The following is a 15,161-nucleotide window of genomic DNA, read 5'->3' on the forward strand; positions in this document are numbered from 1 at the left end:
CCATGACGGAAACGACAGAGGCGCGGAAGTCCAACGTCGAAGAGCGGCTGGCCGGTCTGGGCCTGTCCCTGCCGGACGTGGCAGCTCCGGTGGCCGCCTACGTACCGGCGGTTGTCTCCGGGAACTATGTGTACACCTCCGGGCAGCTGCCGTTCGTCAACGGCGAACTTCCGGCCGCCGGCAAGGTGGGCGACGGTGCCGGCCTGGTCAGTGCCGAGGAGGCCAAAAACCTGGCCGCGACGGCCGCCGTGAACGCCTTGGCCGCAGTCAAGAGCGTCATCGGTGACCTGGACCGGATCACCCGGGTGGTCAAGGTCGTCGGTTTCGTGGCCTCCGATCCGGGATTCACCGGCCAGCCGGGTGTGATCAACGGCGCCTCCGAGCTGCTGGGGCAGGTCCTCGGCGAGGCCGGCGCCCACGCCCGGTCCGCCGTCGGCGTGGCCGTGCTGCCGCTGGATTCGCCGGTCGAGGTAGAACTGATTGCCGAATTCAGCTAGTCCGCTTCGCGAGGAGCAGCGGCTCTTCCCCGTGGCGCCGGACCAGCTGGGCGCGGCCCACAGCTGGTTCCAACACGGAGAACGCACGCCGCGGAAGCCCCGGCTGGCGTCCTCCGTGGTCCTGGTGCGGGACGGGCCAGCCGGCACGGAAACCTACCTTGGCTACCGGACGGGTTCCTCTCCGCTGGGCACGGTGGCCTTTCCCGGCGGCAGCGTGGAGGAGACCGACGGCGACCCGGTGACCTGGTACGGTCCCTCGCCGACCAAATGGGCCGAGATGCTCGGGCTGGACGACCACCGCCTGGCCCACGCGCACGTGGTGGCGGCCATACGCGAGCTGTTCGAGGAAACCGGCGTGTTGCTGGCCGGCCCGGACGAGTCCACCATGCCGGAATCCACGTCCGGCGCCGACTGGATGCGGACCCGGGAGGCCGTGGCCGACCAGGAAAAGTCCTTCGGCGAAGCGCTGGGCAAGCGCGGACTCGGCGTCCGCACGGACTTGCTCAAACCCGTGTCCCACTGGCTCAGCCCGGACTTCGCTCACCGACGCTTCGATACGCGCTACTTCGCTGCGGCCCAGCCGGCCAACCAACGGCCGTCCCTGCTGGAAAGCAAGGGCGTGTGGGCCTCGTGGCTGCCGGCGCAGGAGCTGGTGGCCGGGCGGAACACCACGGCGCTCGGCGATCTCGTGGACCAACCCGACACCCGCGGGCTGACGTTCAGCGAAGTGACCTCGCCGGCGGTGGAGATCATCGTGGAAAAGATCGCCGGCGCCCGCGGCTGCATTGCCTACCTCTCGCACAAGCGCCCGCAGCGGCTCTACCACCCCGAACTGATCCAGGTTGAGGGTGTGCCCATGCTGCAGGTCGCGGCCAACTCCGCCACCGAAGGCGGCGCCGCCCAACGGGGACGCTGAGCCCGCTCCGCCGACACTGAGCCCGCTCCGCCGACATGGATCCCGCTCGCCGCGTTGGACCCGTGGCCGGGGACCTAAATCCATCCTCCCGACCACAACGACGACGGCGGGGGCTCACCATCGGTGAGCCCCCGCCGTCGTACTTTTCAGCCGAAAATCAGCGCGAACGCTGGCGCAGCCGCTGGATGTCCAGGATGACTACGGCGCGTGCCTCCAGTCGCAGCCAGCCGCGCTGGACGAACTCGGCCAGCGCCTTGTTGACGGTTTCGCGGGAGGCGCCAACCAGCTGGGCCAGCTCTTCCTGCGTCAGTTCGTGCGCCACCAGGATGCCGTCCGTGGCGGGGCGGCCGAAGCGGTCGGCCAAATCCAGCAGTGCCTTGGCCACACGGCCCGGAACGTCGGAGAAGACCAGATCGGCCAGCGAGTCATTGGTGCGGCGGAGGCGGCGGGCAAGGGCCTGCAGCAGCTGCGCCGATACCTCGGGACGGGTCTCCAGCAGGCCGCGCAGGTTCTCGTTCTTCAACCCCGCGAGGCGGGTTTCGGACACGGCGGTGGCGGAGGTGCTGCGCGGGCTCGGGTCGAAGAGGGCCATCTCGCCGAAGAGCTCGCCCGGGCCGAGGATGGCCACCAGGTTCTCGCGGCCGTCGGCAGCGGTGCGGCCCAGCTTGATCTTGCCGGAGACGATGAAGTAGAGCTGGTCGCCCTGGTCACCTTCGCGGAACACCGATGCGCCGCGGGACAGATCGACCTCGGTCAGCTCGTCGGTCAGCGCGGCGAAAACGTCGTCGTCAAGGGTGGCAAAAAGAGGTGCGCGGCGAAGGATCTCTACGTCCATGAATTCTCCAAGTTAGTACTGTTCGGCTGGGGTTCAAGCTGCCCGCCCGTGGGGGCACTGCTCTCCATTTTGCCGCATGTAAAGCCCCTGTGACATCTTCCACAAGGCTTTTCGCTCCCAGAGGAGGAAAGCGCCGGCATCGGGCACCGACACGGGCTGCCGGAAGTGACAACCGGTAACGGCGGTTAATAATTCCCGCGGTCGGACCGCCTAGACTTATGCACATCCCACCGCAACGGAGAATGAGTGATTTTCGGCCTGACCATCTTGGACATCGTCCTGCTGCTGATCCTCTTGGCGTACCTGGTCTCAGGTCTGCGCAAGGGCTTCCTGCTCACCCTCGGCGGCATAGCCGGCATCGCCCTGGGAGCGGTGGCAGCCTTCTTCGCCATCCCGCTGGTCAGCGAATGGGTTCCGGACAGCGCCTGGCGGCTGACCGCAGCCATTGCCGTGGCCATGTTGCTCGTGGTGCTCGGGCACGCCCTGGGGACGGGAATCGGCGGAGCCATCCGACGGCGGATGGACTTCCCGCCGCTGCGGCCGCTGGACCGGCTGCTGGGCGGCGTGATGAACCTGGCCGTGACCGCGCTGGTAATCTCCATGCTGGCGTTCAGCCTGGGCACCATGGGCGTGCCATTCATCTCGCAACAGATCGCCGCCTCCAAGGTGATCGCTTCGATCGAAAACCTGACCCCGGATCCGGTAAAGGCGTGGGCGGCGCAGGTGCGCTCCATCGTCGTTGCGGACGGCATCCCGCTGGTCCTCGACCCGCAGGTGCCGCAGGAATCGACGCAGGTTCCCGACGCCAGCACCGATACCGCGGCCCTGAACGAGGCGGCGGCCTCCGTGCTGCGGATCGCGGGGACGGCCTTCCAATGCGGGCAGAACCAGACCGGGTCCGGCTTTGCGGTGGCACCGGACCGCGTGCTGACCAACGCCCACGTGGTGGCCGGCGTCAACGAACCGGTGGTGGAAATCCCCGACGGACGGGTGCTGCCCGGCCGGGTAGTGTTCTTCGACCCGGTGCGTGACCTGGCCGTCCTGGCCGTGGACGAGTTGGACGTGCGGCCGCTGCCGCTGGGAGGGGAACTGTCCGAAGGCGACCTGGCGGCGTTCCAGGGCTACCCGGCCGGCGGTCCCTTCCAGAGCAAACCGGCCACCGTGCAGGGCCGTTCGCAGGTGCTGGTGCAGAACATTTACGGCGCGGACCCGTCGTCGCTCGAGGTCTACACGCTGGCGGCGAATGTGCAGCAGGGCAATTCCGGCGGACCGCTGCTGGATGCCGACGGAAACGTGGCGGGCGTGGTGTTCGCCAAGTCCACGGAGAACGTCCCGGTGGGCTACGCCCTGACCTTGGATGAGGTCCAGCCGGTCGTCGACCAAGCCCTCGGCTATCAGGAGACCATCTCCGCCGGCCAGTGCGTGACCCGCTAGCTGTTGTCCTGACGGAGCCAGTCCAAGAACTGGCCGTGCGGGCCGCTGACGGCCACAGGTTTCCCGTTGTGCGAGAGCAGGAAGCGGCCCCGCTGGGTCCGGTCGTTTAGGCCCGGAATGCCGGAGTCGTCTTCCGGCAGCGGCATCACCCCGGGTCCTTCGTGCGCGAGCCAGTGCACGCCCCGCTCCCGGATGAGCCCCTCCACCAGGGTGCGGAACCGCCGCCGGTCCGGCTCGGGCAGGTAGGCAAGCACCGCCGAATGGAACACGACGACGGCGGCATCCTCAGGTGCCTGGGCCACCAGCGCGGGCAGTTGCTCGGTGAGGTCGCCGGCCACGAGCCGGACCGGTGTGCGGCGGGCCACCTCGAGGGCCCGGTGCAGCCGGAGGACGCGGAACTCCTGCCCCGGCCAGATCAAGGCCTCAAGCCAGGCGACATCGCCGGCATCGGTGATGTCCGGCGGATTCAGGTCGATTCCGGCGCGCCAGCAGACTTCGGGCAGCGACCCGGGCAGCGGCGGGCGGCCGGAGGTGGAGCATTCCAGCAGCGGAGGCTCCGGTGCGGCACCGCCGGCAGGGGCAGCCTCCGGCGCTTCCGCCCCGGCCCCGGCGGCAGGTGAGGGCCGCGGCGCGAGGACCGCACCGCCGTCGTACTGGTAGCGGTACAGGTCGGGATAGAGCAGCAGCCCCGCCGAGGCGCCCACCTCGATGAGCGCCAGCGGCTTGGATTCGGAGGCGGCGATGGCCGCCAGGGACGGCAGGAAGACGGCGCAGCGGCCGGGTTCATTGGTCTGCGTGGTGCGGGCCAGTGCCACCGCCCGGGCCGAGTCCCACCGCGAGAGCAGGAAGTCGCGGAAGCCCGCGTATCCGGCGGCGCCGGCGCCAAGGGAGCGGGCTGCCGCCAAAACCAGGTTGGGCTGGCGCTTCGACGCGGGCAGGGTATCGATCAGCGCCAGGACCTCGGGATCGTCGCTGATGCCCAGGGCCCACTCGACGTACACCGGGGACTGGCCTGCGGCCTCGTACAGGCCGAAGTTCCGGTACCAGCCGGCGGTGTCCCCTCGCTGTCCGCCCATCGTCCCGTGGCCGTCCCGCTACAGGGCCTCGGCGAGGTATTCGACCGCGAGCCGGTAGCCCGTGATGCCCGCGCCGGCGATGACGGCGTCCGCGACGCCGGAGACGTAGGAGTGGTGGCGGAACTGTTCGCGCCGGTGGATGTTGGAGATGTGCACCTCGACCACCGGGAGGGCCACGCCGGAGAGCGCGTCCCGGAGCGCCACGGACGTGTGGCTGTAGCCGCCGGGGTTGATGATGATCGCATCGGCCGTGCCGCGGGCAGCATGGACCGCGTCGATCAGCGCCCCTTCGTGGTTGGACTGGACGCACTCGGCGGTCCAGCCGCGGGCGGCCGCGGCGTCGGTGGCGAGCTGCTCGACGTCGGCCAGCGTGGCGGTGCCGTAAACGTCCGGTTCGCGCGTGCCCAGCAGGTTCAGGTTGGGGCCGTTGAGGATCAGGACGCGGCGGGTGCCGGGGATATCTGCAGTCATGCCTTTTACTATGCCTCAATCACGTTCCGGTGGAGCTGACCTGTTGCAGGCGGGGCGTCCCCGCCCCCCGAAGCATGATGCCGGGCCCTCCCGCGCCAGGGGCGGCGGGAGGACCCGGCATTCAGACGGCTGCCGGGCGTCAGGCCTTCAGCGAGGTTGCGATCTGCTGCATGACGGTGTTGTCGGCCAGCGTGGTGGCGTCGCCGACTTCGCGTCCTTCGGCCACGTCCTTGAGCAGCCGGCGCATGATCTTGCCCGAGCGGGTCTTGGGCAGTTCCGGCACCACCAGGATGGTGCGCGGCTTGGCGATGGGCCCGATTTCCTTGCCGACGTGGGCGCGCAGCGTGGCAACGATGTCCTCGTTGGATCCGTGCCGGGTGGCTGCTTCGCCGCGCAGGATGACGAACGCGACCACTGCTTCGCCGGTCGTTTCGTCCTTGGCGCCGACGACGGCGGCCTCCGCCACGGCGGGGTGGGAGACCAGCGCCGACTCAATCTCGGTGGTGGAGAGCCGGTGGCCGGAGACGTTCATGACGTCGTCCACCCGGCCGAGCAGCCAGATGTCGCCGTCCTCATCCTTCTTGGCGCCGTCGCCGGCGAAGTACATGTTCTCGAACCGGGACCAGTAGGTTTCCTTGAACCGTTCCGGGTCGCCCCAGATGCCGCGCAGCATGGCCGGCCAGGGCTCGCGGATCACCAGGTAGCCGCCGTGCCCGTCGGGGACGGAGGCGCCGAGTTCGTCCACGACGTCGACGGCGATGCCCGGGATCGCGACCTGCGCGGAACCGGGTTTGGCGGCGGTGATTCCGGGCAGCGGGGCGATCATGTGCGCGCCGGTTTCGGTCTGCCACCAGGTGTCCACGATGGGTGCCTTGTCGCCGCCGATCACCCGGCGGTACCACATCCAGGCTTCGGGGTTGATGGGTTCGCCCACGGAGCCGAGCACCCGGATGGAGGACAGGTCGTACTTGGCGGGGATGTCTTCGCCCCATTTCATCATGGTGCGGATCGCCGTCGGGGCGGTGTAGAGGATGGAGACCTTGTACTTTTGAACGATTTCCCACCAGCGGCCCTGGTGCGGGGAATCGGGGGTGCCCTCGTACATCACCTGGGTGGCGCCGTTGATCAGCGGCCCGTAAGTGACGTAGGAGTGGCCGGTTACCCAGCCGATGTCCGCGGTGCACCAGAACACGTCGGTCTCCGGTTTCAGGTCGAACACCACCTTGTGCGTGTAGGCGCACTGCGTGAGGTAGCCGCCGGTGGTGTGCAGGATGCCCTTGGGCTTTCCGGTGGTGCCGGAGGTGTAGAGGATGAACAGCGGGTGCTCGGCGTCGTGCGGCACGGGGGTGTGTTCGGCCGACGCGGTCTCCACGGTGTCCGCCCACCACAGGTCGCGGCCCTCGTGCCAGTCCACCGGTTCGCCGTTGCGCTTGACCACCACCACGTTGGAGACCGTGTGTCCGGGGGCGGAGAGCGCCTCGTCCACGGCCGGCTTCAGCGGGGACGGCTTGCCGCGGCGCCAGGTGCCGTCGGCGGTGACCACGAGCTTGGCCTCCGCGTCGTCGATCCGGGAACGCAGGGCGTCGGCGGAGAAACCGCCGAACACCACCGAGTGCACGGCGCCGATCCGGGCGCAGGCCAGCATGGTGATCACGGCCTCCGGGATCATCGGCAGGTAGACCGCGACCCGGTCGCCCTTGGCCACGCCGAGGGACTCGAACGCGTTCGCGCACCTTTTCACGTCCTCGGTCAACTGGGCGTAGGTGTAGGTGCGGGTGTCGCCGGGTTCGCCTTCGAAGTGGATCGCCACCCGGTCGCCCAGCCCGTTCTCCACATGCCGGTCCAGCGCGTTGTAGGCGGCGTTCAGCTCGCCGCCGACGAACCACTTGGCAAACGGGGCGTCCGACCAGTCCAGCGCCTGGGTGAAGTCCTTGTCCCACGACAGGACCTCGCGGGCCTGCTTGGCCCAGAAGGCCGGACGGTCCGCCTCGGCTTCCGCGTAAACGTCCTGTTTGGCCACCGCGGCGGCGGCGAATTCAGCGCTGGGCGCAAACCTGCGGTTCTCGTGAAGCAGGTTTTCCAGGGCGTCGCCGGTGGCGGCGGTCGACTGCGTTCCGTTGGCTTCAGACATGTGAAGGCCCCTTCGTCTTGCTGGGTCATTGGCGTGCACCCGGCCTCGTCGGCCGGGCGCACCTGCTGCTTGCCAGCCTAATCCTTCGCGCGCCGACTGCAGTGTGCAGCGTCACACTGTGCGATGTAAATGGAGGTGAATCTGCGGTGAACGGCACGCGGCACCGCCTTCGCCCGCGGGAATCCGGCTAGTGAAGGGTGGGTTCCTTGACTACGCTGAGACCAGCGCCCGAACGTTGCACGGCGGGCCCGGCCCGCGGTGCGACCCTTACGACCCATGGCGGGCCCGGCCCGCGCTGCAACCGTAACAACCGGAGGATCGAAGATGTCCCAGAGCTCCCAGACCCACGGCACGGCAGGAACTGCGGTGGCCGGCCCGTTCACCGTGCGAGACACGGTGGTGGGCGCCGGCGTCGTCCTGCTTTTCCTCTCGTCGGTGATGCCCCTGCAAGTTCTCCAGGGCATCGGCGTGAACCTATGGAACTCGGGCGGCCTGTTCCAACTGGGGCTGGGCATCCTGCTGCCGGCGGTGGTGCTGGTCCTGTTCGTCGTGCGGCGGCTGGCACCGCAGACGCCGCTGCGGGTCGGCTCTTTGTCGGTCGACCAATTCGCCTCCGTGGTCGCTTCCCTGGCCTTGGCCTTCTACTTCCTGACCATCGTCACCGTCTTCAGCGTCAGCGGAGTCATCGGATTTATCGGCGCGCTGGTGCTCTTTGCCGGAACCGTTTGCGCACGCTGGATTCCGCAGCTTGCCGCCGATTTCGCGGGACGCCCCGAAGCCGTCGCCCACCCCGTGGCGCGCGACGCTGTTCCGGCTGCGCCCCGGCCGAGGCAGCCCAAGCCCGCCACCGGGCAGCCGGCCGCCCATGAGGGAGCCGCCGGCAAGGGGGGCGCCCGGGCCGGTGCCGTCCGGATCGACGAGGCGACGCCGGGAACGGCCGGCGCTGGAGCCCGCGCCGGTTCCGCAGCCCATTCTCCGTCCGGCGCGCACCAAACCGGAGCGCAACAACCGTCTACCGGGCAGTTCGCTGCGCCCTCCGGCAACGGCGCAGCCGGGGTGGCAGGCGCTGCCGCAGCCGCCCAGGCCACGAACTCGTCCGCACCCGGCGCCGGTACCGCGACGATTGCCTCCGGACGTGATACCGACGCCAGCCCGATCAGCACTCAGCGGGCCGAAGACCTTGAGCCGGACGATTCCGTGTCGCCGGGGGCGGCAGACGGGGAGGCCGTAGGCATTCCGGTGACGGCCGATGCGAGCGGATCCGCAACTGCGCGCGCTGCCGCGTCCTCGGCGGGCGGCGTGGCCCGGGATGTCGGCTACTCTGCAAGAACGGTGGTGGGAGGTTCCGCCGCGGCGGCCGGCGACCGGCAGTCCCAGGAGCCTGCCGAAACGGGTCACACCGGAGCCGGGGATCATTCCGACGGCACACAGGAGCACAGCACAGGGGAGCACGGTGCAGCCGACCGGGCGGCAGGGGCGGCCGTTCCCGCCGGCGGGGCCGTCGGCGGTGCAGCCGCCAAGCCGACCGGGGCCGGAGCCAGCGCGACTCCCGCTGCCGCCGGCCAGGCGACAACAGCCACCACGGCCATGCCGTCAGTCGGGGAGACCGGCACCGCGCGCGCCGTGGCCGACGCTGCCTCGGCGTCTTCGCCCATCAGCGCCACCAGGGAACACTACGAGGAAGCCGAAGGGGAATACGAAGCCTTTTGGTTCGCCGTCGGGCGCACCCGCCCGGTGCTGGACGAGAACACCGGTAAGGTCATGTTCACGGTGGAGCCGGGGTCATGGATCCTGGCGCTGCAGGACCGCGGCGACGAATTCCTGGTGCAGCACACGGACGGCCGGGTGGGCGTCCTGAGAGACCTGACAAACATTGAGCGTGCCTGACCGGGCGCCGGCCGCCCGCCGGCGCAAAACCGAAGAGTCCCTGCTGGCACGCAAGCGCCGGGCCCGGCGGATCAACAAGGAGCTGGCCGAACACTACCCGTATGCGGTGGCGGAACTGGATTTCTCCAATCCCTTCGAGCTGCTGGTGGCGACCATCCTCTCCGCCCAGACCACCGACGTCCGGGTCAACATGACCACTCCGGTGCTCTTCGACCGCTACCCGGATGCCCGTGCGCTCGCCGCCGCGGATGAGACCGAACTGCAGGAGCTGATCAAGCCCACGGGTTTCTTCCGGGCCAAGTCCCAGAGCCTGCTGAAGATGGCCAACCAGATCGTCGACGAGTTCGACGGCGAGGTCCCGGGAAACCTGGACGACCTGGTCAAGCTCGCCGGGGTCGGCCGCAAGACCGCCAATGTGGTGCTGGGCAATGCGTTTGGCATCCCGGGCATCACAGTGGATACGCATTTCCTCAGGTTGTCGCGCCGCTTCGGCTGGACCGAGTCGACCGACGCGGTCAAGGTGGAATTTGATGTCGCGGAGCTGTTCGAGCCCAAGGACTGGACCATGCTCTCCCACCATGTTGTCTTTCACGGCCGCCGGGTGTGCCACGCCCGCAAGCCGGCGTGCGGCGCCTGCCCCGTGGCCCAATGGTGCCCGTCCTACGGGGAGGGAGAGGTGGACCCGGAGAAGGCGCGGAAACTGTTGAAGTACGAACTGGCGCCGGGGCGCGAAGAACTGCTGGCCCGGATGATGGCCGGTGAGACGAGGCGGGAGCTTCGCGCAGCCGGCTTCCCGCTGGGAGCATGACGGTGAGCGCCAAGAAGGACCTGCAGCGGCTGGTGGAGCTGCCGATGGACCAGCGGCTCTCCGTCCGCGAACGGGAGCGCTGGTACGACGTCACCCTGGACCAGGAAGCGGCCCGGCCGGCCGCGGTGCTCCTGCTCTTCGGCGCCTTGGACGACGCACCGGCGCACTTCCACGATTCGGCCGTCCCGGATGACCTTGACGTGCTCTTCGTGGAACGCGCCGCGGGCCTCTCCTCGCATCCGGGGCAGGTGGCGTTTCCGGGCGGCAGCATTGATCCCGACGACGACGGACCCGCCGCCGCCGCAGTCCGCGAAGCGGTCGAGGAGACCGGTCTGGATGCGGCCGGCGTCGAAGTCCTGGGGGTCCTGCCGGACATCCCGCTGTCGGTCAGCAACTTCCTGGTGACGCCGGTCCTGGCCTGGTGGGCCGCTCCCTCTCCCGTCGCCGTGGTCGACTTTGCCGAGTCGGCGCAGGTCTTCCGTGTGCCGGTCGCCGACCTGCTGGACCCTGCAAACCGGCGCATGTCGGTGCTCCGCCGCGGTGGACAGGACTTCCGCAGCCCCGCGTTCCTGGTCCACGGAGTGGTGGTCTGGGGCTTTACCGCCATTTTGCTCAGCCATCTTTTTGACGACCTGGGCTGGTCGTTGGACTGGGACAGGTCGCGCGAGATTCCGGCACCGATCGCCCCGCGCCCCGCAGCCGGCTGACGGATTATGGTCCGGCCGGCCGGCCACCCCGGCGGGGGAGGCGCGCTGGTTTACTTGGCGTCTTTACTTGGCGTCGGCGTAGGAATCGACCACTGCCACACTGACCGGGAAAGCCACAGGGATGTGGCCGAAGACCAGACGGGTGGCGGCAGCAGCCGACTCTTCGACCAGCCGGCAGGCCAGTTGCGTCCGGTCCTCGCGGACGTGCAGCATGACCTCGTCGTGGAGGAAGAACACCATCTCCCCCACGGGGGTTCCTTCGGCAGCGCAGACGCGCAGCCGCCGTCGTAGTTCCGCAAGCCAGCACAGCGCCCACTCGGCGGCCGTGGCCTGCACCACGAAGTTGCGCGTGAAGCGGCCGCGGCTGCGCGCCAGGGTATCTGCCCGTCGCTGCTCTTCCGCGGTGGCGGTCCGCTGGGAGGCCAGCCAGCGTTCCGACGGCGGAGGGCAGCTGCGGCCCAGATAACTGCTGACCACCTGTCCCGCTTCGCCGGCCCGGGCCGCGCGCTCCACCACGGCGATGGCCTGCGGATACGTCCGGGTGAGCTGCGGCATCAGCCGGCCGGATTCACCGGTGGTGGCACCGTACATGGCCCCGAGCATCGCGATCTTCGCCTTGGCCCGATCGCCGCCGAATCCGGTGTCGGCGATGCCCTGATAGAGATCCTTGCCGCGGCCGGCCGCTGCCAGCGCCCCATCCTGCGCCAGCGCCGCCAGCACCCGGGGTTCCAGCTGGGCGGCGTCCGCGACGATGAGCTTGCGGCCGGGATCGGGGCGGACGGCGTCACGGATTTGGCCGGGTATCTGCAGGGCACCGCCGCCGCGGGAGGCCCATCGCCCGGTGACCACGCCGCCCACCATATACTCGGGCCGGAAGCGGCCATCCTGCACCCAGGCGTCCAGCCACGCCCAGCCGTTGGCCGTGAACAGGCGGGCGAGCTTCCGGTAGTGCAGCAGCGGCTCGATCGCCGGATGGGAATGCTGCTTCAATTCCCAGGAGCTGGTGGTTTTGACCTCGATGCCGGCCCGGTGCAGGGCGCGGATGAGCTGCTGCGGGGAGTCGGGGTTGAACGTGGGATTGGCCAGCTCCTGTCCGAGCCTGACGGCGAGGACCTCCAGCTTTTCCGGCCGCTGGCCCTCCCGCGGACGTGCACCCAGTTGGTCCGAAAGGATGCGCAGGTGCACGTCCTCGCGCCAAGGCACGCCGGCATGTTCCATCTCGGTGGCGATCAGGGCGCCGGCCGATTCGGCGGCCAGCAGCAGTTGCAGCCGGCCGCGGTGGGCCGATGCGGCCACGGCCGCCAACTGGTCCTGCAACTCGGCCACCAGGTCCTCCAGCTCCGTCCCGCCGGCCCGTGGTTCGTCAAAGAGGGTGAACTGGTCCGGGGACTGCTGCACCGGCGGCAGTTGACGGGGCAGCTCTTCATCCTGATGCCGGGACGGTGCCTCCCGCAGCGCGCGGATATACCCGGTGTCCGGGGCATGGACCGACAAGGCCAGGATGTTGCGGGCCAGGGCGAGATCGTGGCTGCGGTCCACGTCGGTGCCGGCAGCCAGCAGCGGCAGGTACACGGCACGCGTGGCTTCGAAGACCCAGCGGGGTCCCTCGCCATCGAGGCTCCGGACCGTCGCGGCCAGTTGTCCCTGGGGCACGACGACGGGCGGCCCGGAGGGGGTGCCGTGCGCGTCGGTGCGCTGCAGGTACGCGACGGGTTCCGTGCCCTCCGGCACGGAAATGTTCCGCGCAGCGGAGGCCAGGACCATGTACACACCTCAATTCTCCACTGACCTGTCCTCCACACGGGCCAAGCCGTCCGCCGCGGCCCACATCCGGCGCCCCCTCGGCCGGCGCCGGGCCGGAGCTCCGGGGACGATCGGAGCATGCCAGGACACCACGCCGCCGCCGAACGGTCCCGCTGGAAGCCCGCGGAAGCGGCGGACGTCGTGCTCGTCGGCGGCACCGACCGGCTACGCGATGAAGTTGCCCGGATCGCGGCGGCGGCCGGGCTTGCACTTCGGCCCGACGGACCGCCGGGAACGCTTGCCGCTGTCGGCGGAGCCCCGCTGCTGCTGGGAACCGCCGGGTATCACCGGGTGCAGAGGACCGACGGGGAAATCATCGTGGTCGGATTTGTTGAGGAGGCACCGGCCCTCTGGGACTTGGCGGCCTCCACGGGGGCCGGCCGGGTGGCAGTGCTGCCCGACGGGGCTGCATGGCTGGCGGAATACCTGAGCCGGACCCGGCGGCGGGACACGGCCGGGAAGGTGGTTGCCGTGCACGGAGCCAGCGGTGGAGTAGGAGCCTCGGCCCTGGCCGGATGGCTGGCCGGGGCGGCAGCCCGTTCGGGAACGGCCACGGTGTTGGTGGACGACGACCCGCTCGGCGGTGGGCTCTCGGCGGCCCTGGGCGCCGCCGACGTCCCGGGCCTGGCCTGGCCGGACCTGGCAGCAGTGCAGGGAACCGTGAACCCGGTCCAACTGGCGGCCTCGCTACCGGCGACGGGCGGATTCTCCCTGCTGTCATGGCCCGGGTCGGGGGATCCCGCCCTGCACGACGTCCCGCGGGATGAGGTGGCGGCGGAGATCATGTCGGCCGCGGCAGGTGCCTTCGGTTTGGTGGTCGTCGACGCCGGACGGCTGGGAAGGCCGCCCGAGACCGGACCGGCGGCGGACGACATCGTGCTGCTGGCCCGTACGGATAGCCGTTCGCTGCGGGCAGCCGCAGCCGCAGCCGCAGCCGCGGCAGCGGCGGCAGCGGCCGGCGCCGGAACGAACATGCACCTGGTGGTCCGGGGACCGCTGCCGGCGGGAGCCGACGAACAGCTGATCGCCGACGAGCTCGGGGTGCCGTTGGCCGGCTACGTGCCGTACCTGCGCGCGGTCCCCGCTGCACAGCGGGCAGGCCGCCTGCTGGACCTGGCATCGAACAGGCGGATCCGCGCGTTGTGTGCCGGCCTGCTGGAGCGCCTAAACCCCGTACCGGGGCCGGGCAACAGGTCATGAACGGCTCGGAACGCAGGCACCGGGCTGCCCCGGCAGCGACCCCCGGCATCGGCCTTGAGCCCTTCCGCCGCGCCGTGCTCTCCGATCCATCGCCGGTAACGGGAGCCCGACTGGCAGCAGCCGTTCAGTCGAGCGGCCGTTTACTGGGAACGGCCGGTACGCTGCGGGCGGTGGACTCACTGGCCGCGGAGTTGCGCGGACTGGGGCCGCTGCAACCCCTGGCGGACGCGGGAGCCACGGACATCCTGGTGAATGGCCCGCAGGACATCTGGACCGACGGCGAAAGCGGCCTGCGCCGCGCCCCCGTCGCTTTTGCCAACGACGCCGAGGTCCGGACGCTGGCCGCACGTCTGGTCGCGGCCGGCGGGCGCAGGCTCGACGATGGAAACCCGTGCGCGGACGTGCGCCTTGCGGGTTACCGGGTCCACGCGGTGCTGCCGCCGGTTTCGACCGGCGGGACACTGCTCTCGATCCGGCTCCACCGTCCGCGCCGCTTCACGCTCGCGGAACTGCTCGTCGCTGCACCGCAGTGGCAGCCCTACCTCGAGGCCGTCGTCGTGCAGCGCCTGAACTTCCTGATCTGCGGAGCCACCGGGTCAGGCAAGACGACCTTGCTTTCGGCGATGCTGGGGACCGCCGGCCCGCGGGAACGTATGGTCTTGGTCGAGGATGCCGCCGAACTGGACCCGGACCATCCGCATGTGGTGGGCCTGCAGAGCCGGACCAGCAACGTCGAGGGCACCGGATCGATCGGCATGGTGGAGTTGGTTCGGCAGGCCCTGCGAATGCGGCCGGACCGGCTGGTGGTGGGAGAGTGCCGGGGAGCGGAGGTCCGCGAGTTCCTCGCGGCGATGAACACCGGTCACGCGGGAGCCGGCGGCACCATCCACGCGAACTCTGCCGCGGCGGTTCCGGCCAGGCTGGCGGCCATGGGCGCGCTCGCCGGGATGAGCGCCGAAGCGGTCGTGCTGCAGGCGGCGAGCGCACTGGACCTGGTGATCTCGATGCACCGCACAGGGGAAGGGCGTTGCGTGCAGGAAATCTGCCTGCTGCGGCGCGATCCCGCGGGTGGCTTGCAGACCATCCCGGCGCTGGCCGCTGACGGAGCAGGGTTCAGGTACTCGCCGGGCTGGGACGAACTTCACGGACGGTTGTTCCCATGACCGGCCTCGCGGTGTTCCTGCTGACTGCGGCCGCCTGCCTGCTGCTGTTGCCGAGGCCAAGGCACCGTCCAGCCGGGCCACACCGCCGCTCCTGGCAAGGGTCAGCCGGCGACAGGGCGCGGCGGCGGTCCGCCGCCAGCGAATTGGACCAGTTGCCCCTCTTCGTGCGGCAGATGGCCGCGCTGTTGGGTTCCGGGCGCACACCGGCCCAGCTCTGGCCGGATATGCTCTCG

General features: G+C 70.0%; 13 protein-coding genes. 8 read left to right on the forward strand and 5 right to left on the reverse strand.

Annotated features, from left to right (window positions below; genetic code table 11):
* The first annotated feature begins 2 nt into the window (after window positions 1-2).
* Together AC5RVS_RS06115 and AC5RVS_RS06120 are read left to right on the forward strand one after the other, a co-directional pair.
* Entirely contained in the window at window positions 3-497 is a 495-nt protein-coding gene (locus AC5RVS_RS06115) for a RidA family protein (RefSeq protein ID WP_494107524.1), read from the forward strand.
* Entirely contained in the window at window positions 481-1,413 is a 933-nt protein-coding gene (locus AC5RVS_RS06120; RefSeq protein ID WP_494107525.1) for an NUDIX hydrolase, read from the forward strand. The genes AC5RVS_RS06115 and AC5RVS_RS06120 overlap by 17 nt, the downstream gene beginning before the upstream one ends.
* 157 nt (window positions 1,414-1,570) lie before the next feature.
* On the opposite strand, the gene AC5RVS_RS06125 is transcribed toward AC5RVS_RS06120, so the two are convergent.
* Window positions 1,571-2,248: a Crp/Fnr family transcriptional regulator gene (locus AC5RVS_RS06125; RefSeq protein ID WP_493966729.1), complete on the reverse strand. Its 678-nt coding sequence runs from the start codon at window positions 2,246-2,248 to the stop codon at window positions 1,571-1,573.
* Between the two features lie 249 nt (window positions 2,249-2,497).
* Here AC5RVS_RS06125 and AC5RVS_RS06130 point away from each other — a divergent pair, with 249 nt between their 5' ends.
* Window positions 2,498-3,682, forward strand: a complete 1,185-nt coding sequence (locus AC5RVS_RS06130) for a MarP family serine protease (RefSeq protein WP_494107865.1) — start codon at window positions 2,498-2,500, stop codon at window positions 3,680-3,682.
* Here AC5RVS_RS06130 and AC5RVS_RS06135 read toward each other — a convergent pair.
* The 3 genes from AC5RVS_RS06135 to acs all read right to left on the reverse strand — a co-directional run bounded on the left by AC5RVS_RS06135 (window position 3,679) and on the right by acs (window position 7,360).
* The gene (locus tag AC5RVS_RS06135; protein WP_494107526.1) at window positions 3,679-4,758 is read right to left on the reverse strand and encodes a DUF2332 domain-containing protein; all 1,080 of its coding nucleotides are present in this window, start codon (window positions 4,756-4,758) and stop codon (window positions 3,679-3,681) included. The genes AC5RVS_RS06130 and AC5RVS_RS06135 overlap by 4 nt on opposite strands.
* 18 nt (window positions 4,759-4,776) lie before the next feature.
* Window positions 4,777-5,229 carry a type II 3-dehydroquinate dehydratase gene (gene aroQ, locus AC5RVS_RS06140; protein ID WP_494107527.1) on the reverse strand — a complete coding sequence of 151 codons (453 nt, stop codon included), beginning with the start codon at window positions 5,227-5,229 and terminating at the stop codon, window positions 4,777-4,779.
* 139 nt (window positions 5,230-5,368) lie between these two features.
* Window positions 5,369-7,360 (reverse strand): acetate--CoA ligase, encoded by a 1,992-nt coding sequence (acs, locus tag AC5RVS_RS06145; RefSeq protein ID WP_494107528.1) that lies wholly within the window; start codon window positions 7,358-7,360, stop codon window positions 5,369-5,371.
* Between the two features lie 324 nt (window positions 7,361-7,684).
* Here acs and AC5RVS_RS06150 point away from each other — a divergent pair, with 324 nt between their 5' ends.
* The 3 genes from AC5RVS_RS06150 to AC5RVS_RS06160 are packed head-to-tail and all read left to right on the forward strand — an operon-like array spanning window position 7,685 to window position 10,762.
* A complete protein-coding gene (locus AC5RVS_RS06150) occupies window positions 7,685-9,247 on the forward strand; it encodes a hypothetical protein (protein WP_494107529.1) in 1,563 nt (520 codons plus the stop codon).
* Complete coding sequence (nth, locus tag AC5RVS_RS06155; protein WP_494107530.1) at window positions 9,240-10,055, forward strand: endonuclease III; 816 nt, start codon at window positions 9,240-9,242, stop codon at window positions 10,053-10,055. The genes AC5RVS_RS06150 and nth overlap by 8 nt, the downstream gene beginning before the upstream one ends.
* 2 nt (window positions 10,056-10,057) lie before the next feature.
* Entirely contained in the window at window positions 10,058-10,762 is a 705-nt protein-coding gene (locus tag AC5RVS_RS06160) for an NUDIX hydrolase (protein WP_494107531.1), read from the forward strand.
* Window positions 10,763-10,825: 63 nt separating this feature from the next.
* Here AC5RVS_RS06160 and AC5RVS_RS06165 read toward each other — a convergent pair whose 3' ends face one another.
* Window positions 10,826-12,526 carry a bifunctional 3'-5' exonuclease/DNA polymerase gene (locus AC5RVS_RS06165; RefSeq protein WP_494107866.1) on the reverse strand — a complete coding sequence of 567 codons (1,701 nt, stop codon included), beginning with the start codon at window positions 12,524-12,526 and terminating at the stop codon, window positions 10,826-10,828.
* 117 nt (window positions 12,527-12,643) lie between these two features.
* Here AC5RVS_RS06165 and ssd point away from each other — a divergent pair, with 117 nt between their 5' ends.
* On the forward strand, window positions 12,644-13,765 hold the full coding sequence (ssd, locus tag AC5RVS_RS06170) for a septum site-determining protein Ssd (protein WP_494107532.1): 1,122 nt from the start codon (window positions 12,644-12,646) through the stop codon (window positions 13,763-13,765).
* The gene (locus AC5RVS_RS06175) at window positions 13,762-14,928 is read left to right on the forward strand and encodes a TadA family conjugal transfer-associated ATPase (RefSeq protein ID WP_493989530.1); all 1,167 of its coding nucleotides are present in this window, start codon (window positions 13,762-13,764) and stop codon (window positions 14,926-14,928) included. The genes ssd and AC5RVS_RS06175 overlap by 4 nt, the downstream gene beginning before the upstream one ends.
* The last annotated feature ends 233 nt before the right edge of the window (window positions 14,929-15,161 follow it).

The organism is Arthrobacter sp. Y3221048 (assembly GCF_059092685.1).